The 20,768-nt window shown below is 70.4% G+C and carries 18 protein-coding genes, 1 tRNA gene, 1 pseudogene and 1 riboswitch; of the genes and pseudogenes, 11 read left to right on the top strand and 9 right to left on the bottom strand.

Annotated features, from left to right (window positions below; all coding sequences use genetic code 11):
• Window positions 1–5 precede the first annotated feature (5 nt).
• The 3 genes from ACF3NH_RS03720 to ACF3NH_RS03730 all read right to left on the bottom strand — a co-directional run bounded on the left by ACF3NH_RS03720 (window position 6) and on the right by ACF3NH_RS03730 (window position 3,503).
• Window positions 6–1,058 (bottom strand): alpha/beta hydrolase, encoded by a 1,053-nt coding sequence (locus tag ACF3NH_RS03720; RefSeq protein WP_232477002.1) that lies wholly within the window; start codon window positions 1,056–1,058, stop codon window positions 6–8.
• A gap of 400 nt (window positions 1,059–1,458) precedes the next feature.
• The gene (locus tag ACF3NH_RS03725) at window positions 1,459–2,736 is read right to left on the bottom strand and encodes an NAD(P)/FAD-dependent oxidoreductase (protein WP_422921906.1); all 1,278 of its coding nucleotides are present in this window, start codon (window positions 2,734–2,736) and stop codon (window positions 1,459–1,461) included.
• Window positions 2,737–2,879: 143 nt separating this feature from the next.
• Window positions 2,880–3,503 carry a cupin domain-containing protein gene (locus ACF3NH_RS03730; protein ID WP_198365695.1) on the bottom strand — a complete coding sequence of 208 codons (624 nt, stop codon included), beginning with the start codon at window positions 3,501–3,503 and terminating at the stop codon, window positions 2,880–2,882.
• 85 nt (window positions 3,504–3,588) lie between these two features.
• Between ACF3NH_RS03730 and ACF3NH_RS03735 the strand changes: the two genes are divergently transcribed.
• From ACF3NH_RS03735 to ACF3NH_RS03750, 4 genes are all read left to right on the top strand, one after another.
• Window positions 3,589–5,604 carry a hydantoinase/oxoprolinase family protein gene (locus ACF3NH_RS03735; protein WP_422921907.1) on the top strand — a complete coding sequence of 672 codons (2,016 nt, stop codon included), beginning with the start codon at window positions 3,589–3,591 and terminating at the stop codon, window positions 5,602–5,604.
• 1 nt (window position 5,605) lies between these two features.
• Entirely contained in the window at window positions 5,606–7,258 is a 1,653-nt protein-coding gene (locus tag ACF3NH_RS03740) for a hydantoinase B/oxoprolinase family protein (protein WP_198365693.1), read from the top strand.
• A 30-nt stretch (window positions 7,259–7,288) separates the two neighbouring features.
• Window positions 7,289–8,872, top strand: coding sequence for an ABC transporter substrate-binding protein (locus tag ACF3NH_RS03745; protein ID WP_422921908.1), 1,584 nt, complete (start codon window positions 7,289–7,291; stop codon window positions 8,870–8,872).
• A gap of 687 nt (window positions 8,873–9,559) precedes the next feature.
• Complete coding sequence (locus tag ACF3NH_RS03750) at window positions 9,560–10,027, top strand: LysR substrate-binding domain-containing protein (RefSeq protein WP_422921910.1); 468 nt, start codon at window positions 9,560–9,562, stop codon at window positions 10,025–10,027.
• Between the two features lie 13 nt (window positions 10,028–10,040).
• On the opposite strand, the gene ACF3NH_RS03755 is transcribed toward ACF3NH_RS03750, so the two are convergent.
• Window positions 10,041–10,115, bottom strand: a tRNA-Gly gene (locus tag ACF3NH_RS03755).
• Between the two features lie 66 nt (window positions 10,116–10,181).
• Window positions 10,182–10,260, top strand: a riboswitch (SAM riboswitch).
• A gap of 55 nt (window positions 10,261–10,315) precedes the next feature.
• Between ACF3NH_RS03755 and metZ the strand changes: the two are divergent.
• From metZ to folE, 3 genes and pseudogenes are all read left to right on the top strand, one after another.
• Window positions 10,316–11,503, top strand: a pseudogene (gene metZ, locus ACF3NH_RS03760) (O-succinylhomoserine sulfhydrylase); the annotation flags it as partial.
• A gap of 398 nt (window positions 11,504–11,901) precedes the next feature.
• The gene (apaG, locus tag ACF3NH_RS03765) at window positions 11,902–12,312 is read left to right on the top strand and encodes a Co2+/Mg2+ efflux protein ApaG (protein ID WP_198365690.1); all 411 of its coding nucleotides are present in this window, start codon (window positions 11,902–11,904) and stop codon (window positions 12,310–12,312) included.
• A gap of 210 nt (window positions 12,313–12,522) precedes the next feature.
• Complete coding sequence (folE, locus tag ACF3NH_RS03770; RefSeq protein ID WP_422924712.1) at window positions 12,523–13,125, top strand: GTP cyclohydrolase I FolE; 603 nt, start codon at window positions 12,523–12,525, stop codon at window positions 13,123–13,125.
• A gap of 17 nt (window positions 13,126–13,142) precedes the next feature.
• On the opposite strand, the gene ACF3NH_RS03775 is transcribed toward folE, so the two are convergent.
• The 5 genes from ACF3NH_RS03775 to ACF3NH_RS03795 form a co-directional block, all read right to left on the bottom strand.
• The gene (locus ACF3NH_RS03775) at window positions 13,143–13,778 is read right to left on the bottom strand and encodes a hypothetical protein (RefSeq protein ID WP_422921911.1); all 636 of its coding nucleotides are present in this window, start codon (window positions 13,776–13,778) and stop codon (window positions 13,143–13,145) included.
• Window positions 13,779–13,815: 37 nt separating this feature from the next.
• Window positions 13,816–14,775 (bottom strand): Hsp33 family molecular chaperone HslO, encoded by a 960-nt coding sequence (hslO, locus tag ACF3NH_RS03780; RefSeq protein ID WP_422924714.1) that lies wholly within the window; start codon window positions 14,773–14,775, stop codon window positions 13,816–13,818.
• A 96-nt stretch (window positions 14,776–14,871) separates the two neighbouring features.
• The gene (ubiM, locus tag ACF3NH_RS03785) at window positions 14,872–16,050 is read right to left on the bottom strand and encodes a 5-demethoxyubiquinol-8 5-hydroxylase UbiM (RefSeq protein ID WP_422921912.1); all 1,179 of its coding nucleotides are present in this window, start codon (window positions 16,048–16,050) and stop codon (window positions 14,872–14,874) included.
• Between the two features lie 114 nt (window positions 16,051–16,164).
• Window positions 16,165–17,109, bottom strand: coding sequence for an ornithine carbamoyltransferase (argF, locus tag ACF3NH_RS03790; protein ID WP_422921913.1), 945 nt, complete (start codon window positions 17,107–17,109; stop codon window positions 16,165–16,167).
• Window positions 17,106–18,299 carry an aspartate aminotransferase family protein gene (locus tag ACF3NH_RS03795; RefSeq protein ID WP_198365684.1) on the bottom strand — a complete coding sequence of 398 codons (1,194 nt, stop codon included), beginning with the start codon at window positions 18,297–18,299 and terminating at the stop codon, window positions 17,106–17,108. Before ACF3NH_RS03795 ends, argF begins: the two co-directional genes overlap by 4 nt.
• 198 nt (window positions 18,300–18,497) lie before the next feature.
• On the opposite strand from ACF3NH_RS03795, the gene ACF3NH_RS03800 reads away from it, so the two are divergent.
• From ACF3NH_RS03800 to ACF3NH_RS03815, 4 genes are all read left to right on the top strand, one after another.
• Window positions 18,498–19,055 (top strand): hypothetical protein, encoded by a 558-nt coding sequence (locus tag ACF3NH_RS03800; protein ID WP_198366205.1) that lies wholly within the window; start codon window positions 18,498–18,500, stop codon window positions 19,053–19,055.
• 61 nt (window positions 19,056–19,116) lie between these two features.
• Window positions 19,117–19,713 carry a RecX family transcriptional regulator gene (locus ACF3NH_RS03805; RefSeq protein WP_422921914.1) on the top strand — a complete coding sequence of 199 codons (597 nt, stop codon included), beginning with the start codon at window positions 19,117–19,119 and terminating at the stop codon, window positions 19,711–19,713.
• The gene (locus tag ACF3NH_RS03810) at window positions 19,706–20,455 is read left to right on the top strand and encodes an AzlC family ABC transporter permease (protein WP_422921915.1); all 750 of its coding nucleotides are present in this window, start codon (window positions 19,706–19,708) and stop codon (window positions 20,453–20,455) included. The genes ACF3NH_RS03805 and ACF3NH_RS03810 overlap by 8 nt, the downstream gene beginning before the upstream one ends.
• Window positions 20,452–20,760: an AzlD family protein gene (locus tag ACF3NH_RS03815; protein WP_198365682.1), complete on the top strand. Its 309-nt coding sequence runs from the start codon at window positions 20,452–20,454 to the stop codon at window positions 20,758–20,760. Before ACF3NH_RS03810 ends, ACF3NH_RS03815 begins: the two co-directional genes overlap by 4 nt.
• Window positions 20,761–20,768: the final 8 nt, after the last annotated feature.

Below are 20,768 nucleotides of genomic sequence, written 5' to 3' on the forward strand. Positions count from 1 at the left end.
GGCGCTCAGCGCATCAGCCCGCGCGCCTCCATCCAGGCCTGGATGCGCGCCGCCACGGCGTCGCTGTTGCGGTCCATCATCAGCATGTGGCTGTTGCCGCGGATGCCCTCGGCCGGCAGGTCCAGGACATCGGCGCGGCCACCCGCCGCGCGGATGGTGCCGGCCCAGCGCTCCACATTGCCGCGGATGCGCTGCCAGAACGGCGAGTCCTGGAAGTGGTCGCCCCAGACGATCAGGTGGGGGACATCCCGCAGGCCTGCCGCGTCCGTCCCCGGACCGGGCGTGCCGGAGGGCTCGATGGCGATCACCGCGCGCACCTTGTCCGGCGCCGCGAGGGCCGCGTTGAAGGCGAAGTTGCCGCCCTGGCTGTGCACGATGATGACACAGGGGCAGACCGCCCGGACGTAGTCGTTGTACGCCGCCTGGATCTGGCTGTCGGTCGTGGTCCAGCGCGGCACCGACTGGCGCGTGAAGGCATCCCAGGCCGCCACGGGAAAGAGCGTGTCCGGGAAGGCGCGGCGGCGGGCGGGGTTGGCGCTCCAGCCCTCCTGCGGGCCGACGCGGAACAGGCCCCAGCCCTCGCCCATGGTGCGGAAGACGGGCTCGCCGGGAAAGATCTCCGGGAACCGGGCCCAGCCGGCGCGGCCACGCTCGACCGCGTCGCTGACATAGACATCGTGGCCCTGGCGCAGGAAGTACATCTGCCAGCCGGGCCGGCCATCCGGCGTCGTCTCCCAGGTCACGCCGGTCAGGCCGCCGCCATGCCACAACAGGAGGGGATGGCGGGCGCGCGGCTCCACCAGCTTCACGTACTGCGCGTACATCCCCTCGACCATGAACTCGCCGTTGGGGTCGGTGCGGATGGGCGGCGCGCCGGGGGACGGGACCATGTCGCGCAGCGGCAGGCCATCCAGGGCGCGGACCCGTCCCCCGACATGCAGGCTGCCGATCTCGCGCACCGGCGGCAGCGGGGCGGGAGCCTGCGCCTCGGCCTGCGCGGCGCCGATTCCCAGTGTGAGGACCAGGGCGAGGACAAGGGCGACGAGGGGATGCTTCATGGCGGCGCCTCCGGATTTCTTACGGAGAAGCCTAGAGCAGATCGCGGACCGGTGGAAACGACCCCACGAGGTTGCGGAAGCGGTCGCCGCCTTCCGGATCCATCGTCGCTGTTGGGGGAAAGCTTGGAGCGGGCGATACGCCTTTAGAGCGGGATCTGCAGCGCCTTTCAGAATTTGGGCGGACGGTAGGGCCGCACCGAGATCATCGAGCGCGCATTCGCCCGAATCAATCGCTTTCGCCGCCTGGCCACCGGCTACGTGCGCCGCTCAACATCCACCAGGCCCTCGCCGCTCGCCTGCTCCCTCATCCGCCTCGACATGCTTCAGGGCGGTTCTGAAAGGCACTTTGGAGTGCCCAGGTTGCGCCAACTCACATCGCGGAAGCCTCAGCGAACCGCTGTCAGAGACCGAACCGGTCTCTCACGCGCCCTTCCAGAACCTTTGCCAGGACGCCGAGGCGCCAGCACCCGTGAAAAGGGATCGGCTTTATCGATGACACAGGCATGTCGATCTCGGTGGCGGGTGTCCCGATCGCAAGCCGCGCGATCTCCCGGCCCATCGCGGTCGACAACGCCACGCCACGGCCATTGTAGCCCAGGCAGCACACCAGACCCGGCGCGGGTTGGTGGACGTGCGGATAGTGATCCTTGGTCATCGCCAGCTGACCATTCCAGGCGTGGGTCCATGCGACACCGGTCACCTGCGGCCAAAGGCGTTCGGCGTAGCGCATCAGGTAGGCAACCGGTGTCGCGTTCTCGATGGGGCGCTGCGGACCCCGGCCACCGATGAGAAGGCGATTGTTCGCGTCCACCCGGAGATAGACGGTGATATGGCCGCTCTCGTACAGCGAAGCACGCATCGGCATGATGCTGGCCGCCATCGCGTCAGGCAACGGGGCCGTCGCAACAATGGAGCTGAAGACCGGCACGATGCTGCGCCGCAGGCCCGGCAGCAGGTCGTCCGTGTACCCGTTGGTGCCCATCACGACCGTTTCGGCTGTCACAGTGCCAGTTGCGGCGCTGACCTGCCAACGGCCCTCCGCGCGGCGCATTCCGGTAACGCGGGTTCTCCCGTGGATCGACGCGCCCGCACGCATCGCCGCTCCGGCGAGGCCGCGTGCGTAATCCAGAGGTTGGAGATCGCCACCACTCGCGTCGCGCATCACCGCGCTGTAACGATCGGTCCCCGTCGCCTCACGTGCCGCGTCCCGGTCCAGCAGCGTCACCGGGAAGTTCCGGCGCAGGCCTTGCTCGGTGGACCGTCGCAGGGCGTCGGCCGGTCCAGGTCGATACGCCGCGCGCAGAGTTCCACCCTGACGCGCATCGCAGTCGATCTGCCAGCGCCGGATCAATGAAAAGGTGGCTTCCGGCGCGCTCCAGGCGAAGCGCACCATGCGGGCACCGAGGTCTGGACCGAACGCTGCCTCCACCTCGTCGGGATCGGGCTTCAGGCCGGGATTGACCTGCCCACCATTGCGTCCCGACGCTCCCCAGCCCGGCTCATTGGCCTCCAGCACGGTGACCCGGACACCGCGCTCCGCGAGGTGCAGGGCCGTCGAAAGGCCTGTGAACCCCGCGCCGATCACCACGACGTCCGTCTGACGGTCGCCGTCGAGCGGCGGCGTCGCTGGGGCGGAGCGGGCGGTTGCGGCATAGAGACTAGGCGGCAAAGGGGTCATGGATCAGTGTCCTGAAGCTTGCTGTCCTGCGTTCACGCGGATCACCCGGAACGATGGGCATGACGCGATGATGCCGCCGTTCGGAGATCACTGGCGCTCACCGCTCGAGCCGGCTTTCCCTGCGTGCTCTGGCACTTCGGTCGTCAATAGAGCGGCGGCGTCACGGCCCAGACCACCACACAGCGAAGAGTCCCTGGATTGCTGAAGCGGTGAGGCAAGGTACTCGCGAAGCGGAAGGAGTCCCCGGTCTGCAGCAGGGAACAGACGCCGTCGACCTCCAACTCCAGCATCCCCTCAATCACCGTGCCGGCGTCCTCACCGGTGTGAGAATACGGCGCTTCGCCAGAGGAGCCACCCGGTTCCACGGTGATCATCATCAGCTCCATGCTGCCGTCCCCCTCTGGGACCAGCAGTTCCTTCGTGATTCCCTTCGCCGGCAGGTCCAGCACCCGCCGCTGAGGGCGCCGGAGCACCCAGTTGGGTCCCGCTCCCGCAGGTTCGGGATCGCTGAAGAACCAGCCGACCGGAATGCCGAAGATGCCTGCCAGCTTCTGCAGCGAGCGGATCGAGGGCGATGACAGACCGCGCTCGACTTGGCTCAGCATACCCAGGGAAAGACCGCAGCGGGTGGATAGCTCGGCCAGCGTCCAGCCGCGGCGCTGACGCATCGCGCGCAGCTTGCGCCCGACGGAAGTGGCACGGTCCTCGCTGTCCGTTGTGCCCAGGTCCTGAGATTCAGACGGGGAAGCCATGGTCTCATCACGCATTGAAAATTTCAGGCCTAATTTTCACTCTTGTTGCATGGCCACCTTAGATGGTTAAGCTTTCCTCGAACAGAGGCGAGTAGAGAGCATGCGGGTCGGCATCGAAGTCGGGGGCACCTTCACGGATCTCGTGGCGGTCGAACGAGGCGAAGTGCGTGTGGTCAAAGTTCCGTCGACACCGCGCAGCCCCGACATCGGCGCCTTCAATGCGCTGGAGGTCGCAGGGATCGCTCCAGGAGCGGTGACGGACCTGGTGCATGGCTCGACCGTCGCCACCAACGCCATCCTGGAGCGGCGTGGCGCGGAGATCGCCTTCATCGCCACCGCCGGGTTCCGTGACATCCTGTTCATGCAGCGGCACGACCGCCGCCAGATCTACGACCTGCATTACCGGAAGCCCGTCCCGCCCGTCCGGCGGCGGGACTGCTTCGAAGTGGTGGAGCGCATTGGCTCAGGAGGAGAGGTCCTCCTCGCACTGGATGAGGAGACTGTCCGGCGTGACCTGATTCCGGCGCTCCGCGCCGGCGGCTACGGAGCGGTGGCCATCTGCCTCCTCTCCGCCTATGCCGAACCGGTGCACGAGAAGCGCCTCCGCGCGATCATCGCCGATGCCATCCCTGGCGTGCGCATCGCATGCAGCCACGAGGTCGCCCCCGAGTTCCGCGAATTCGAACGCGCCTCGACCACCGCCCTGTCTGCCTACGTTCAGCCTGTGATCGATGGGTACCTGGACCGCTTCGAGGCCGCGCTGGGCAAGGCCGGTTTCTCTGGTCATTTCAGTGTTATGCAATCCAATGGCGGCCGCATACCGGCGGTTGCCATGCGTAGCAACGCCATCAGCGCTCTGCTGAGCGGGCCCGCCGCAGGCGTGGTGGGGGCCATCCGGCAGGCCGGTCGGTCCGAGCGCGGCAACCTGATCACCTTCGACATGGGAGGCACCTCAACCGACGTCGCGCTGGTTCGCGACGGCCTGCCCTCCTTGGCGCCGGAGACCGAAGTCGACGGCCTGCCGATCCGGACACCCGTGCTCGACATCAACACCGTGGGTGCTGGCGGCGGCAGCCTCGTATGGATCGACGACGGTGGCATGCTCCGCGTCGGCCCACGCAGCGCCGGTGCGGATCCCGGGCCGGCCTGCTATGGACGCGGTGGCACCCAGCCGACGGTGACCGACGCCCATGTGGTCCGCGGCACCATTCGGCCCGACGCCTTTCTGGGCGGAGGCATGAAGCTTGACGCCAATGCCGCGCACAAGGCTTTCGAGAGCATCGCCGGGCGGCTCGGCATGAATGTCCGGGAAGCCGCGGCCGCGGCGATCCGGCTCGCAGTCGCGAACATCGTACGCGCGATCCAGCTGGTCTCGACCGAGCGCGGCAGGGATCCCCGCGACTATGCGCTCCTGCCCTTCGGTGGCGCCGGCCCGCTGCTCGCGGCCGAGATCGCCGAGGAACTCGGCATCCGGGAGATCCTGGTCCCGCCGAACCCCGGTGTCATCTCGGCTCTCGGACTGCTCTCCGCGGACTATGCCATGGCCCAGGGCGTAACCCGCCGCATGCCCCTCGACAACGACGCACCGGGCGCGCTGCTGGCCGAGCACGGGCGCTTCCGGGAAGCCGCGGGGCGCGCTTTCGCCTCCATGGGGCTGGAGGGTGCGCTGGAGCACACGCTGGAGATCGACATGCGCTTCGTTGGCCAGGCTTTTGAGATCCCCGTCGCAGTGGACCCGGGCCACCTCCCGTCGCTCACCGCCGCCGACCTCGGCGACCGCTTCGCGGAGGCTCACCGACGGGTTTACCTGCACGGCGGCGAGCCGGGACGGACGGTAGAACTGGTCGGCTTGCGCTTCGGGGTGCGACACCCGCTTGAGGCGCTTCCAGAGGTTCGGGAGCGGGCTTCAAACCTGTCTCGGCCGGAGGCGGCGGAGGTGACGACAGGCGGGCGCGTCGTGGCAGCGCGCCTGGCCGATGCAGCCTCGCTGCTCGAGGGCGAGGCCGTCATCGGCCCCGCCCTCGTGGAGGGATACTCCTCCACGACATGGGTGCCGCCGGGATGGCGCATCGCACGAGATGGTGCAGGCAATATGCTAATGCGGAAGGAGGGCTGAGATGCTCGATCCGGTCGAATACGCGATCCTCAGCCAGTCGCTCATCGCGGCGGCGCGCGAGATGGGCGTGAAGCTGATCCGCTCCGCCTACTCCACCATCCTGCGCGAGGCACGGGACGGCTCCGCGGCCCTTCTCGACGCACAAGGGAACACCGTGGCGCAGGCGGAGCTGATCCCGATGCAACTCGGCAGCATCGGCAGGATCTTTCAGCCCTGCGCCGCGATGTTTCCGCCCGAAACGTTGGAGGAAGGCGACTTCCTGGTCATCAACGATCCGTATTCCGGCGGCCAGCATCTGCAGGATGTCTTCTTCTTTCACCCGATCTTCTTCGAGGGGCAGGTTATCGGCTTTGCAGCCTCCGTCGCCCACCACCTCGACATCGGTGGTGGCAGCCCCGGCCTGAATGCGTCGGCGCAGGATCTCTACGCCGAGGGCATCATCATTCCGCCCATGAAGGTAAACATGCAGCGGGACTGGCACGGCGGCGGCTTTCAGCGCCTGCTGCGCGCCAACGTCCGCGTGCCGCAGCAGACGATGGGCGATTTCGACGCGCAGATCGCGGCCAACAACGTCGGCGCGCTGCGGGTCCAGGAACTGGCGAAGCGCTACGGCGTGGCGAAGGTCACCGAGACCATGGCGGCCCTGCAGGATTACTCCGAGACCCGGATGCGTGCGGCGATCCGCGAAGTGCCGGACGGAACCTACAAGGGCGAAGCGTTCCTCGACGATGACGGCCTCGGCAGCGGCCCCCTGCCCGTGCGGGCTACGGTCACTGTCCGTGGTGACAGCATCGAGGTGGACTTCGCTGGCACAGCTCCGCAGGTTCGTACCAACGTCAACGCGCCATTCGCCTCGGTGATCTCGTCGGCGGTGTCCTGCCTGAAGGGAGCGCTGACAAGCCCCGACATCCCGTTCAACGACGGCTCGTTGCGGCCGATCACGGTGAAGGCCCCCAAAGGAAGCCTGCTCAACCCGAACCATCCGGCGCCGGTGCGGGCTCGGATGATCTCGGTCTCGCGCGCCTGGAACGCGGTGATGGCAGCCGTCGCACAGGCCGCCCCGGAGAAGGCGATCGCGCAGGGATACGACACGACCACGGCCTTCTGCCTTTCGTACCTCGGCGAGAAGGGCTGGTCCGTGTACCTCGAAGTCTACGGCGGCGGGTACGGTGCCGGCTTCGGCAACGATGGCTGCGATGCGGTCGATAACCCTTTGTCGAACTGCTCCAACACACCCGTTGAGGCCATGGATCAGGACTTCTCCTTCTTCCGGGTCACCGACTACTCGCTGCGGATGGACAGCTGCGGCGCCGGGCAATGGCGCGGCGGTGCCGGCTTCCAGCGCAGCTACGAGATCCTCACGGACAATGCGCAGGTCGCTCATTACAGCGACCGCTTCGAGGGGCATGCCGCGGGCCTGTTCGGCGGTGGACCGGGCGCCTCGGGCAGTTGCGAGATCCTGCGAGACGGCGAGGTGATCCGGCTGCGCAGCAAGGATGCCTTCCAACTGCGCCGCGGCGACGTCGTGACCATTCGCCTGGGCGGCGGAGGTGGCTATGGCGACCCGGCACTCCGGCCGCCCGAGGCGATGCGGCGCGACGCCGAGGATGGCATCGTTTCCGCCGAAAGGGCTGCCGCCTGGGCCGCCGGCTGATTTCAACAGAACCGTGAGCGAGGGTTTCCCATGAGAAGACGTACCCTGCTGCAAGGATCCGCGGCTGCCCTTGCCGCATTGTCGGCACCGCGTCTTGGACTGGCGCAGAACAGTAAAGTCTTGCGGTTCAAGCCTAACGCGGATGCCACCATCGTCGATCCGGTATTCACGACGGCCTTCTCCACCCGTTACCTGGCGATGCTCAGCTACGACACGCTGTACGGGATGGACAACGCTCTCAATCCGCACCCGCAGATGGTCGCGGGACACGAGATTGAAGAGGACGGTAAGCTCTGGCGCCTGACCCTTCGCGAGGGTCTTCGCTTCCATGATGGCGAGCCGGTTCTGGCGCGCGATTGCGTCGCCAGCCTGCGGCGCTGGGGCACCGTGGACGCCATGGGGCAGCTTCTGTTCTCCATGACGGATGATCTCTCGGCACCGTCCGACAAGGAGATCGTTTTCCGGCTGAAGCGCCCGTTCCCGCTTCTGCCGAATGCCCTGGCGAAGAGCACCAGCTACATCCCGGTCATCATGCCGGAGCGGTTGATTCCGAAGGAGCGACGCGCGGTCACGGAAGTCGTGGGCAGCGGGCCGTTTCGTTACCTTGCCAATGAGCATGTCGACGGATCGCGATCCGTCTGGGCGAAGTTCGAGGGCTACGTGCCACGGTCCGGCGGGGAGGCCGAGTTCACCTCCGGGCCAAAGGTCGCCTATGTCGACCGCGTCGAATGGCATATCATCCCTGACCATCCCACCGCCGCGGCTGCGATCACCAGCGGTGAGGTGGACTGGTACGAGGACGTCATGCCCGACCTCGCGCCGATGCTCCGACGCTCGCGCGACATCGTTCTCAGCAGCTACAACCCTGCGGGCAACATGGGCGTGCTCGGCCTGAACCACCTGCAGCCACCGTTTGACAATCCAGCGGTTCGGCGAGCGGTACTCGGTGCCATCGACCAGGCGGAGATCATGTCCGCCATTGCGGGAAGCGACCGGGCCCTGTGGAATGACGGGGTGGGCTACTTCTGTCCGGATTCCCCGATGGCTTCCGATGCCGGAATCACCGCGCTTCGGTCCCCCCGGGACTATGACAAGGTCAAGCGTGACTTGGTGGCGGCCGGCTACAAGGGCGAGAAGGTCGGCTTCCTGTCAGCCACCAACTTCTTCACCATGAGCCAGCAGGCGGATGTCGCCGCCGACCAACTGCGCCGTGCCGGGATGAACGTCGAGATCATCCCTGTGGATTTCGGTCTTTGGCTGCAGCGCCGCACCAACAAGGGGCCGGTCGACCAGGGCGGCTGGAGCTGTACCACGACACTGCTGCCAGGGCTCGATTTCTGGGATCCGACCTCGCACCTGCCGCTTCGTGGCAATGGCGAGCGTGCCTGGTTCGGCTGGCCGACAGCACCGAGCTTGGAGGAGTTGCGCGACAGGTGGGTTGTGGCGCCGGACGCCGCCGCGCGCCAGGCTATCGCTCGGGAGATCCAGGAGCAGGCCTTCAGGGACGTGCCTTACATCCCGACCGGGCGCTGGCGCGATCTCACAGCTTACCGCAGGAATGTGAGCGGTGTCCTCACCGGAATGCCCCTCTTCTACAACCTGAAGAAGGGCTAGCGCGGTTCGGACAGGCTTCACCCGGGCGGCTGTTGCAGGGAGCGCCGGCAATTCTGGCGATGATCTGCCGCCGATCCTGGGTACGGCTTTCCCAGCTGCCCGTGGAGCAGTGAAGCCTCGACCAAGGAGGCTCGCATAGACCTCGGACTGGAGACGGGGGCGGGACCGGGTTCCGCCGGCCCTGCATGGCCGGCGGGCCGCTTCCACAGGGGCAGGCCGATCCAGGCCGTGCTGACCTTGTAAGTCCTCTCCCAATTCTCGCCCAGGGCGACGTACCGGCGTCACTGCGGAGCAAGGACCGCGGACGGCACCATGCCCCGTTCTAACGCCATGCTGACGCGGGGCCACGACCTGCATCGGACCTCGGCCGCGAGCGTCGGGATGCACCCCGCAGGCCCGCGGTTCCTTTCCGTCTCATGCCCTCTCGATGACCGGCTTGACCTCCACCTGGTCCTTATCCGCTGGAAGACGGTGTTCACATCGTCGAGCCGATATCTGCCCGAGAGGATGCGATGGAACGGGAGCGCGCGCGGTGCGCGTCCAGGAAGTCGAGGGCTTTGCAGTAAGCCTTCGCCTCCTCGCCGATGCCGCCGGTCACCCGCTACGAGAAGACTGCCGGATCCTTTCTCGGCATCCTATGCCTCGTAGTCGCCGACGATTGGATCAAGATCTGACAGGACTTACTGCATGATCATCCAGGCCCCAGTGGCCGGGCTTGGCCTTGCCCTGGTCCCTCGCGCCATCGTCAAGGAGGAACTCGATGCGGGGACGCTGGTGTCACTCTTCGGGCGGAGCTTCGCCAGTGGCAGCGGCTATCACGTCGTGTTTCCGGGAGGCGCTCAGAACGACGCGAAAGTTCAGCACTTCCACGACTGGCTGCATCTGGAGCCGGCGCGGGGCAAGGTGAAGGCGGCCCCGTCCCCTGGACAGGGGATAAGCCCGGTTCGCCCTGGAGAAGGACCGACTTGGATGTCAGGCAAGCGGACGCGATATGCGGCGGAGGGATTGAGGGCGGCGTTCTCTGGTAAGGCAGCAACGCAGGAGGACGGCCGAGGCAGAGGAACCACGCGCCACGATCGGGCCGCCAGTGGTCCACTCCACCGTCACGCCAGGCTCAGGCTGACTGGACCCTGCCGAGTCGGCAAAACCGCTTAAAGCATTGGGGAGATGGAGCGGGCGATGGGAATTGAACCCACGACATTCAGCTTGGGAAGCTGACGTTCTACCTCTGAACTACGCCCGCCTTGCCCTGCCTTCTACCCCGCCCTTGTGCGGCCGGCAAGCGGGGCGTAAGGTCCGCCCGCCCCGGCGACGGGGTGCTCGCGATTTGTCCGGCCAGCTTGCGGCGAGCTTAAACAATCGCGCTAAACGGCCGTGGCGGGGAGGCGCGCGCGCGGAACCGCCCGACCGGGCCGGTGAACGACAAGCCCGAGAGTCGTCTCCATGGCCAAGCCAGCTCCTGACCGCCCGTTGCGTCCCGCCACCCTGCTGGTGCGCGGCGGCCTGATGCGCAGCAACCAGGACGAGACGTCCGAGGCCCTCTACCTCACTTCCGGCTTCGTCTACGACAGCGCGCTGCAGGCCGAGCAGACCTTCACCGGCGCGGTCCAGCACTACCAGTATTCCCGCTTCGGCAATCCGACGATTGCCGCGCTGGAGGCGCGCCTGGCGGCGCTCGAGGGTGCCGAGGCCTGCCGCTCCACGGCCACCGGCATGGCGGCCGTCTCCGCCGCCCTGCTGTCGCATCTGAAGACCGGCGACCGGATGGTGGCCAGCCGCGCCCTGTTCGGCTCCTGCCACTGGATCGTCTCCACCCTGCTGCCCCGCTACGGCATCCAGACCGAATTCGTCGATGGCGCCGATCTCGACCAGTGGGCCACGGCGCTGAAGCGCCCCTGCCAGCTTGTGCTGCTGGAGACCCCCTCCAACCCGATGCTGGAGCTGGTGGATCTGCGGGCGGTCTGCGATCTCGCCCATGCCGCCGGGGCCATCGTGGTGGTGGACAATGTCTTCGCCACGCCGCTCCTGCAGAAGCCGATGCAGTTCGGCGCCGATGTCGTGGTCTATTCCGCCACCAAGCACTTCGACGGCCAGGGCCGGGTGCTGGGCGGCGCCGTGCTGGGCGCGAAGAAGTGGATCGAGGAGGTGCTGCAGCCCTTCACCCGCAACACCGGCCCAGCCCTGTCGCCCTTCAACGCCTGGACCATCCTGAAGGGGCTGGAGACGCTGCACCTGCGCGTGCCCGCCATGTGCCGCAACGCCGCCGCCGTGGCGCAGATGCTGGAGGAACGGGCCGAGGTGGAGCGGGTCTACTACCCCTATCTCGCCAGCCATCCGCAGTTCGACCTGGCCAAGCAGCAGATGTCGGCCGGCGGCACGCTGGTCAGCTTCGACATCGCCGGGGGCAAGGAGGCCGCCTTCCGCTTCCTCGACGCGCTCCGGGTGATCGACATCTCCAACAACCTGGGCGATTCCAGGAGCCTGATCACCCATCCGGCGACCACCACGCATATGCGCGTGGCGGCGGAGGAGCGGGCGAGGCTCGGCATCTCGGACGGCACGGTGCGGCTCTCGATCGGGCTGGAGGATGTGGCGGACCTGGTGGAGGACCTGGCCGCCGCCCTCGATGCCGCGGCGGGACAGCCGGCACCGCGGCGGAAGCCGCTGGCCCGGATCGTCGCCGACGAGGCGGCGGCGCCGGCCCGGAAGCCTCGCGCCCGCGCCCCCAAGGCGCCCTCCGCCGAGACCGCGCCCGCCCCCCGCCCGGCCCCGGCCGAGCCGGCCGCCGAGGAGCCGGACCTGTTCCAGCAGCCCGCCCCGGCACGGCGGCGGCGCTGACCTCCCCGGCCGACCTACCCGGCCGACCTCCCTGGCCGACCTCCCTGGCGAACCCCTCCGGAGCCCCGCGCCGGCGCCCTTCCGGCCTCGACGCGGCGGCCCTCCCGGCGCAAGATGGCCGGAGGGCGCCGCCCCGGACCTCCCGACGCCCCGCCACCTGGCAGCCCTCCCGAACGGGCCAGAACATCCCCATGACCCAGCCGCCCGCCTTCACCGCCACGACCCGCGATATCCGCGTCACCGTCCGCGCCTTCTATCTCACCGACCAGTCGCGGCCCGAGCAGGCGCATTTCGTCTGGGCCTACCGGGTCACCATCGAGAACCTGGGACAGGTGACGGTGCAACTCCTGAAGCGGAGCTGGCGGATCACCGATGGGCTGGGCCGCGAGCAGCGCGTGCACGGGCCGGGCGTGGTGGGCGAGCAGCCGGTGCTGGAGCCCGGGGAGGACTTCGAATACACCTCCGGCACGCCGCTCTCGACGCCCTCCGGCTTCATGCGCGGCCTCTACCACATGATCGAGACGGCCAGCGGCGAGGCCTTCGACGTCGTCATCCCCGCTTTCAGCCTGGACAGCCCCCACCAGGCCGGGGCGGTCCACTGATCCTCCCTTGGCCCTCTCTCCGGGTGCCTGCCCCGCCGAAAGCGGGGGCGAGCCCTGCTCAACCGGGTCTTGCCTCCGGGCCGCGGCTGGCCATTTCATGCCGGGTCGCGCCGCCTCCGGAAACTGACGGGAAATCCCGACGTGAATCTCGCCCTCCCCACCGCCCGCCCGTCCGCTGACGCGAAGCTCGCCACCTCCGCCCGGGATGACATCCCCGGGGCCGTGCCGCGCCCCAGCCGCGCCGAGGCCGAGGCCGCCATCCGTACCCTGCTGCTCTGGGCCGGGGATGACCCGGAGCGCGAGGGCCTTCGCGACACCCCCTCCCGCGTCGCCCGCGCCTATGAGGAGTTCTTCTCCGGCTATGGCGAGGATCCGGTCGCGCTGCTCGCCCGCTCCTTCGAGGAGACGGAGGGCTATGACGAGATGGTGCTGCTACGCGACATCCGGCTGGAGAGTCATTGCGAGCATCACATGGTGCCGATCATCGGCCGCGCGCATGTCGCCTATCTCCCGGCCGGCCGCGTGGTCGGCATCAGCAAGCTGGCGCGGGTGGTCGAGGCCTATAGCCGCCGCCTGCAGATCCAGGAGAAGCTGACGGCGCAGATCGCCAACAGCATCGACGAGGTGCTGCGCCCGCGCGGCGTCGCCGTGGTCATCGAGGCGTCGCACCAGTGCATGACGACCCGCGGCGTGCACAAGCCGGGGGTCGCGATGATCACTAGCCGCATGCTGGGCGAGTTCCGCACCGACCGGGCGCTGCGCCAGGAGTTCATGGGGCTGGTCGGCCAGGGACGGCCGCTGCCGGAGGCCTGAGCCGACAGCCCGGCGGCTCAGCCGGTCGGCAGGGTTTCCTGCAGCACCGGCCCCGGCAGTGGGGCGCTTGGCTCCCCGGTCATGATCCAGTCGCGCAGGTTGCGGCGCAGCTGGAACTCGAACTCCACGTTCAGGTCATCCATCGCCTGGCGCACGATCAGGTCCGCCGCGCGGGCCCGGGCGGCCGGGCTGTCGGCCACCGAGGTCGCGGTGCGCCGCACCTCCGCCTCGGAGAAGCCGATCCGCCCGCCATCGGCGCCCAGGATCTCCACCCGCGCGCGCAGCAGGACGGTCAGCCGCTCCGTCCGCTCCGAGAAGAGCCCGCCGCCATCCGCGGTCTCCCGCGTCAGACTCGCCGCATCCAGCACGTACCGGCCGCGGCCCTGGGTGCCGACGGCGGAGAGCCGCTCCCGCCCCATCCGCAGCGCCTGGGTGACGGGCGAGAGCGGTGCCGGCGGATCGACGCGAAAGGCCGGGCCCGGCGGCGGCTCCACCACCTCGATCTCCAGCACGTTCAGCCGCAGCGGCGTCAGATGGGCATAGCCCGGCTCCGGCTGCAGCGGCGGCTGGGCATCGCCCGTGGCACAGGCGGCCAGCAGCGCCGGCATTCCCAGGGCCGCCCCCCGCAGCGCCCGGCGGCGCGTGATCGGCATCCTCATTCCCTCACCGCTCCCCTGCAGTTCCGCCCGCTCATCCTGCGCCCGCCGCCCGCACCTCGTCCCGCGCGAAGCGGAAGCCGAGGTTGCAGAACTCGCAGGTCATGGTGATGTCGCCGTTCTCGGCCATGTGGTCCAGATCCTCCGTGCCGAAGCCGGCCAGCACCGAGGCCAGGCGGGAGCGGGAGCAGCGGCAGCCGTAGGACAGCGGGCGCGGCCGGTCCACCGCCAGCCCCTCGGCATGGAACAGGCGGTGCAGCAGCCGCTCGCCGCTCAGCGCATCATCCAGCAGCTCGGCCTCGGTGATGGTGCCGGCCAGCGCCAGGGCGGTCTCCCAGGCATCCTGCTGGGCGGCCTCGTCCAGCTCCGGCCCGACGCCGCCCTGCCCGGCCACCCGCTCCAGGATCAGCGCCGAGGCGCGCCAGCCTGCCGGTGTCGGCGCCGCCGCCAGCCAGACCCGGCTGGCGAGCTGTTCCGATGTGGCGAAGTAGTGCCCGGTCATCTCGGCCAGGCTGTCGCCCTCGATGCCGACGATGCCCTGGTAGCGCTCCATCTCCGCGCCCTGGTCCACGGTGAAGGCGAGATAGCCCTTGCCGAGCAGCGCCGCGGCCCCCGCCGGCCCGTCCCCGGCCAGCGTCCCGGCCTCGGCCCGGGCATAGCCGCGCAGGGCGCCGGCCTCGGTGCAATCGGCCAGCAGCATGCCGACCGGCCCGTCCCCCTTGGCCTGCAGGCTGAAGCTGCCCTGGAACTTCAGGGCGGCCGCCAGCCCGGCGGTCAGCGCCAGGGCCTGGCCGAGCAGGGCCGTGACCGGCGCGGGCATGTCATGGCGGGTGAGCAGCGCATCGGCCAGGGGGCCGAGCCGCACCAGCCGGCCCCGCACGGGCTTCTCCGCGAGGTGGAAAGGCTGCACGCCGCGCGGCACGGTCAGGTGCGGCACGGGCGGGCGGTCGTGGTTGAGGAAATCGGGGGTGGCGGAAGGTTGGGTCGGATCCATCACGCGGCAGGGGCCTGAAACTGTCTGAAAGGGCAAGAGATAGGGTGCCGGCCCACGCGCTGCGAGCCGGGCAGCCCCGCGGCGTGGTCGGCCCCCTCAGGCCGGCCCCGCCTCCATCAGCTGGGCGACGATGCGCTGCCGCACCGGCCGCAGATGGTTGCCGAGGCGCAGAGCGGCGTTGCGGAGCAGCCGCGCCGGCAGCGCCGCCTCGCCATAGATCAGCGCCGTGGCATTGGTGGCGAGGTAGAGGCCACGCGTCGCCCGACGATGCGCCAGGGCATAGCGCCGCAGCACCGCCGGCGCCGCGAAGTCGCGCCCGGCCGCATGGGCGGCGCGGATCTCCCGGGCCAGCAGGTCCTGGCCGCGCAGGCCGAAGTTGAAGCCATGCGCGGTAACCGGATGCATGCCCACCGCCGCGTCGCCGATCAGCGTGGCGCGGGTGGTGGCGAAGCGCTCGGCATAGACCGACACCAGCGGATAGACATGCCGGGTGCTGACCAGCTCCATGGCGCCGAGCCGCTGGCGGTAGCGCCGGGCGATCTCCGGCCCGAAGGCCTCCGGCGGCAGCGCCTCCAGCCTCGCCATCTCCTCCGGCGGAAGGGTGATCACGGCCGAGGAGTGCCGGCCGTTCAGCGGCAGCATGGCGATGGTCTGGCCATAGTCGAACCATTCGGTGGCGATGCCGCCATGCTCGCCGGCATGGCGCAGGCGGCAGACCATCATGCGCTTGCCGAAATCGCGGGTCTCGGCGCCGATGCCCAGCGCCTGCCGCGCCCCGGAGAAGCGGCTGTCCGCGGCGATCAGCAGCCCGGCCCGCAGGCGCTGCCCGTCCTCGAGGTCCAGCCAGGCGCCGTCCACGTCGGTGGCCATCCGCGCCACCCCCCGGCCGGCGAGCAGGGTCACCTCCGGGGCGGCGGCGACAACGCGGTGCAGCGCCCGGCGGATGGCGTGGTTCGGCACCAGCCGGCCCAGCTCCGCCTCGGGGCGCCCGGCCGTGTCGAAGCGCAGCGCATAGGCCGAGCCGCCATTCAGCACGCGGGCCTCGCGCAGCGGGGCGATGCTGTCCGGCGGCAGGTGGTCCCAGGCGCCGAGCCGGCGCAGGATGTCCTGGGAATGGTGCGTCAGCGCGATCTCGCGTCCGTCGAAGGCCGGCTCGGCCAGGGCGGAGGCGGCCTGCCGCTCGACCACCGCGGCCGAGAGGCCGCTGCCTCGCAGCGAGGCGGCGAGGGCGAGCCCGGCCGGGCCGCCGCCCACGATCACGATGTCAAACTGCATCAGGCGCCCTCCATTGGCCGACCCGCTGGCCGGCAGGGCCGCCGGCGGTTCCGGGGCCCTGCCGGATAGGTAGGGCCGGCGCGGGCGGGTGCCAATGACCCGGCCGGCGCCGCCTCAGCCTCCCAGCGCCCAGAGCAGCACGCCCTTCTGCGCGTGCAGCCGGTTCTCCGCCTCGTCGAAGACCACCGATTGCGGGCCCTCGATGACCGCCTCGGTGATCTCCTCGCCGCGATGCGCCGGCAGGCAGTGCATGACCAGCGCGTCCGGCGCCGCGTGGGCCAGCAGCGCCTCGTTCAGCTGATAGGGGGCGAGAAGGTTGTGGCGCGCCGTCGGCCCGCCCTCCTTCTCGTCCGACATGCTGACCCAGGTGTCGGTGACGACGCAGCGCGCGCCGCGCACCGCCGCCACCGGGTCGGAGGTCAGCTCGATCGTCGCACCCTCGCGCCGGGCCCAGTCCACCAGCTGGGCCGGCGGCGCCAGCTCGGGCGGGGTGGCGAGGCGGAGCGTGAAGCCGAAGCGCGCCGCCGCCTGGATGAAGCTCTGCGCGACATTGTTGCCATCGCCCACCCAGGCCAGGGTCTGGCCGGCGATCGGGCCGCGATGCTCCTCGAAGGTGAGGACGTCGGCCATCAGCTGGCAGGGGTGGGAGACGTCGGTGAGGCCGTTGATCACCGGCACGGTGGCGTGCTGCGCCAGCTCGCGCAGCTTCGCCACGCTGTCGGTGCGCAGCATGATGGCATCGACGTAGCGCGACAGGACGCGGGCCGTATCGGCCGCCGACTCGCCGCGGCCGAGCTGCATGTCCCGCGCCGAGAGCACCACCGCGTGACCGCCGAGCTGGTGGATGCCGACCTCGAAGGAGACGCGGGTGCGGGTGGAGGGCTTCTCGAAGATCAGCGCCACCGTCTTGCCGGCCAGGGGCCGGTCGTCACGGCGCCCGGCCTTGCTGGCGGCGGCGAGATCGAGCATGCGGCGCAGCGTCGGCGCCTCGAAGTCCGACAGTTCCAGAAAGTGGCGAGGGGCGCCGCCGGCGCCCCCCTTCCTTGTCGCCGCCGTCACTGCGCGGCGCCCTGCGGCGTCAGCCGGGCCAGGGCGCGGCCTAGCATGGCGAGGGCCTGGTCCACCTCGGCCTCGGTGACGATCAGCGGCGGGGCCAGGCGCAGCACGTTCTGCCCGGCGGCGACGCTCAGCAGCCCCTCCTCCACCGCGGCCGCCTGCAGGTCGCCGTTGGTCACCTCCGGCACCAGCTGCAGCCCGACCAGCAGCCCGGCGCCGCGCACCCCCGAGGCGACGCGCGGATGCTGGCGCGACAGGGCCTGCAGCCCGTCCCACAGGTAGCGGGCGGTGCGGTCCACGCGGTCGAGGAAGCCCGCCTCCAGCACCACGTCCAGCACGGCGTTGCCGGCGGCGCAGGCCAGCGGGTTGCCGCCGTAGGTGGTGCCATGGGTGCCGGGCTTCAGGTGCCTGGCCACCTTCTCCTTGGCCAGCACGGCGCCGAGCGGGAAGCCGCCACCGATGCCCTTGGCCGAGGACATCACGTCCGGCTCGATGTTCGCCCACTGGTGCGCCCAGAGCTTGCCGGAGCGGCCCATGCCGGTCTGCACCTCATCCAGCGCCAGCAGCAGGCCGAACTCGTCGCAGACGGCGCGCAGCTCCCGCAGGAAGCGGAGATCCGCCGGGCGCACGCCGCCCTCGCCCTGGATCGGCTCGATCATGATGCCGGCGGTCTGCGGCCCGATGGCGTCGCGCACCGCGTTCATGTTGCCGAAGGGCACATGGTCGAAGCCCTGCACCGGCGGGCCGAAGCCGGCGAGGTACTTCTCGTTGCCGGTGGCCGAGAGGGTGGCCAGCGTCCGGCCGTGGAAGGCGCCCTCGAAGCAGATCATGTGGAAGCGCTCGGGGTGGCCGTTCTCCGCATGATACTTGCGGACGGCCTTGATCATGCCCTCGTTCGCCTCGGCGCCCGAATTGCAGAAGAAGACGCTGTCGGCGAAGGAGGCCTCGACATGCCGCGCCGCCAGCCGCTCGGCCTGGGGCACGCGGTAGAGGTTCGAGACATGCATCACCTTCGCCGCCTGCTCGGCGACGGTCCTCACTAGGTGCGGATGGCCATGGCCGATGCTGGTGGTGGCGATGCCGCTGCCGAAATCGAGGAATCGTCGCTGATCCGCCGTCCACAGCCAGGCGCCCTCACCCCGCTCGAAGGCGAGGTCGGCACGGTTGTAGGTCGGCATCAGGGCGGGGATCACGCGAATATTTCTCCGCTGCACCGCGGCCCCGCGCGACCACCGCGCGGTGTTCCGCGGAAACGCCGACATTGCCGCAAAGGACAGCCGCGGTCAAAGCCCGCTCCCGCCGTGCCGCCCCACCCTCCGGACATGGCAGGGAGCAACCCGCCGGGGGGCCGCCCTGTTCTGGAGATGACGCCAGAACATGGAGACGCCCCGATGTCCCGTCCTCTCTCCCCCCGCCTCCTCCCGCTCGCGGCGGCCGCCCTGATCGGCTGGTCCGGCGCGGCCCTGGCCCAGGCCCGCCCCGCGCCGAACGCCACGTCGGACGCCCCGCCGGGCGAGCAGACGCTCCAGAACAACGCCGCCACCCGGGCGCTGGACCGCGCCGCCGGCACCAATGTCTCCGGTGCCTATCCCGGCCAGGCGGACGGCACCCCGGCCAACCCGCCGGGGACGGCGGCGACGCGGGCGCTCGACCGCGCGGCGGGGACCAACACCTCCGGCGCCTATCCCGGCCAGGAACGGCAGGCGCAGAACAACCTGGGCCAGGGCGCGCCGCAGGGCAGCGCGCGCAGCGGCAGCAACGCGCAGGGCGGCGCCGCCAACAACAGCGGCGCCACACCCCCCACCGGCTCGGGCAACACCGCCTCGCGTCCGGAGAGCCAGCGCAACCAGCCGGCCTCGCCCTCCACCAGCACCACCGAGGCGCCCTCGCTGGAGATGCGGCAGGTTCCGCCCTCCACCCGCCCGGACCAGACGCCGCCCAGCAGGTAAAGCCGCAGGCGGCGCCGGGCGCCGCCTTCCGAGGGCCGCGGCGGCGTGGCACTATCGCCGCATGACCGGAAGACGGGAGGAGGTGCGGGCAGGCCCGCCGCCGGATGCCACGCGCCTGCGCGAGGCCGCGCTGGCGCATCTGGCGCGCTTCGCCGCCACCGAGGCCGGGCTGATCCGTGTCCTGCACCGCCGGATCGACCGCTGGGCCCGCCGCGCCGAGGCGGAGGGGCAGGAGGCCGAGGCGGTGGCCGCGAGGGTCGCCGCCGCCCGGGCCGAGGCCGTGGCCGTGGCCCACCGCCTCAGTGACACGGGGGCAGTGGACGATGCCGCCTTCGCCGCCAGCCGGGCGCGGCGGCTGAACCAGGCGGGCCGCTCCCGCCGCGCCATCGTCGCCCATCTCGCCGCCAAGGGCGTGCGGCCGGACACCGCCGCCACGCTGCTGGAGGCGGCGCCGCCGGACGATCTCGCCGCGGCGCTCGGCCATCTGCGCCGCCGCCGTGCCGGGCCCTTCGCCGTCGAGCCGCCCTCCCCCGAGCAGCGCCTGAAGGCCCTGGCCGCGCTGGCCCGGGGCGGCTTCGCGCGGGATGTCGCGGAGCGCGCCCTCGACATGGCGCCGGAGGAGGCGGAGGATCGTCTGCTGGCCGCCCGCCGTGACTGAGCCGGCCGCCGGTCCCTACAAGGTGAGCTTCACCCGCGCCGGGATGCTCCGGGGCGCCGCCGCCGGCCTGCCCCTGCTCCTGGGCCTGCTGCCCTTCGGCGCCCTGGTGGGCGTGGTGGCCGCCGGCAAGGGGCTGAGCCTGGGTGAGACCCTGCTGATGTCCGGCATCGTCTATGCTGGCGCGGCGCAGCTTCTCAGCCTGGAGCTCTGGACCGATCCCCCCTCCATCCTGGCGGCGACGCTGGCGGCGCTGGTGGTGAACATCCGCATGGCCCCGATGGGGGCCGCCCTCGCTCCCTGGCTCGACCGGCTGCGGGGCTGGCGCCTGTGGGGCACGCTGGCGACGCTGGTGGACCATTCCTTCGCCCTCAGCATCGCGGAGCAGCGGCGCGGCGGGCGGGACGCCGGATATCTGCTGGGCGTCGGCCTGCTCCTCTGGGTGGCCTGGATGGTCTGCGTGGGCCTCGGCCATGTGCTGGGAGGCAGTGTCCGGCTGCCGCCGGGGCACCCGCTCTATTTCGGCGGCATCGCCGCCTTCGTCTCCCTGCTGGTGCCACTCTGGCGTGGCCTGCGGCAGGATCTGGCCCCCTGGCTGCTGGCCGGGGCCCTCGCCCTCGCCGCGCATGTCCTTGGCCTGCCGCAGCCCTTTCCGCTGCTCAGCGGGGCCCTGGCGGGCGCCGCGCTGGCCGCCTGGCACGAGGCCCGCCCGCCACCACCCGCCGGGCAGGAGGACGGGAGGTGAGGGCGGATGTCGTGCTGACCATCCTGGGCATGGCCGCCGCCACCTATTTCTGTCGCGCCGGCGGCTATGCCGTGCTGCGGACCTTCGGCCTGCCGCCCTTTGTCCAGGCCATGCTGCGCAATCTGCCGGGGCCCATCTTCGCCGCCTATGTCACCCTGGCCCTGGCCAAGTACGGGCCGCTCGGCCTGGTCGGGGCGCTGGGGGTGGTCCTGGTGCAGCGGCGGACGGGCAGCCTGGCCCTCTCCATCCCCAGCGGCATCCTTATCGTGTGGCTGATCGGGCTGCTGCTTCCCACGGAGGGATAGGCCCCGTC

The organism is Pseudoroseomonas sp. WGS1072 (assembly GCF_049340465.1).
Lineage (GTDB): Bacteria > Pseudomonadota > Alphaproteobacteria > Acetobacterales > Acetobacteraceae > Pseudoroseomonas.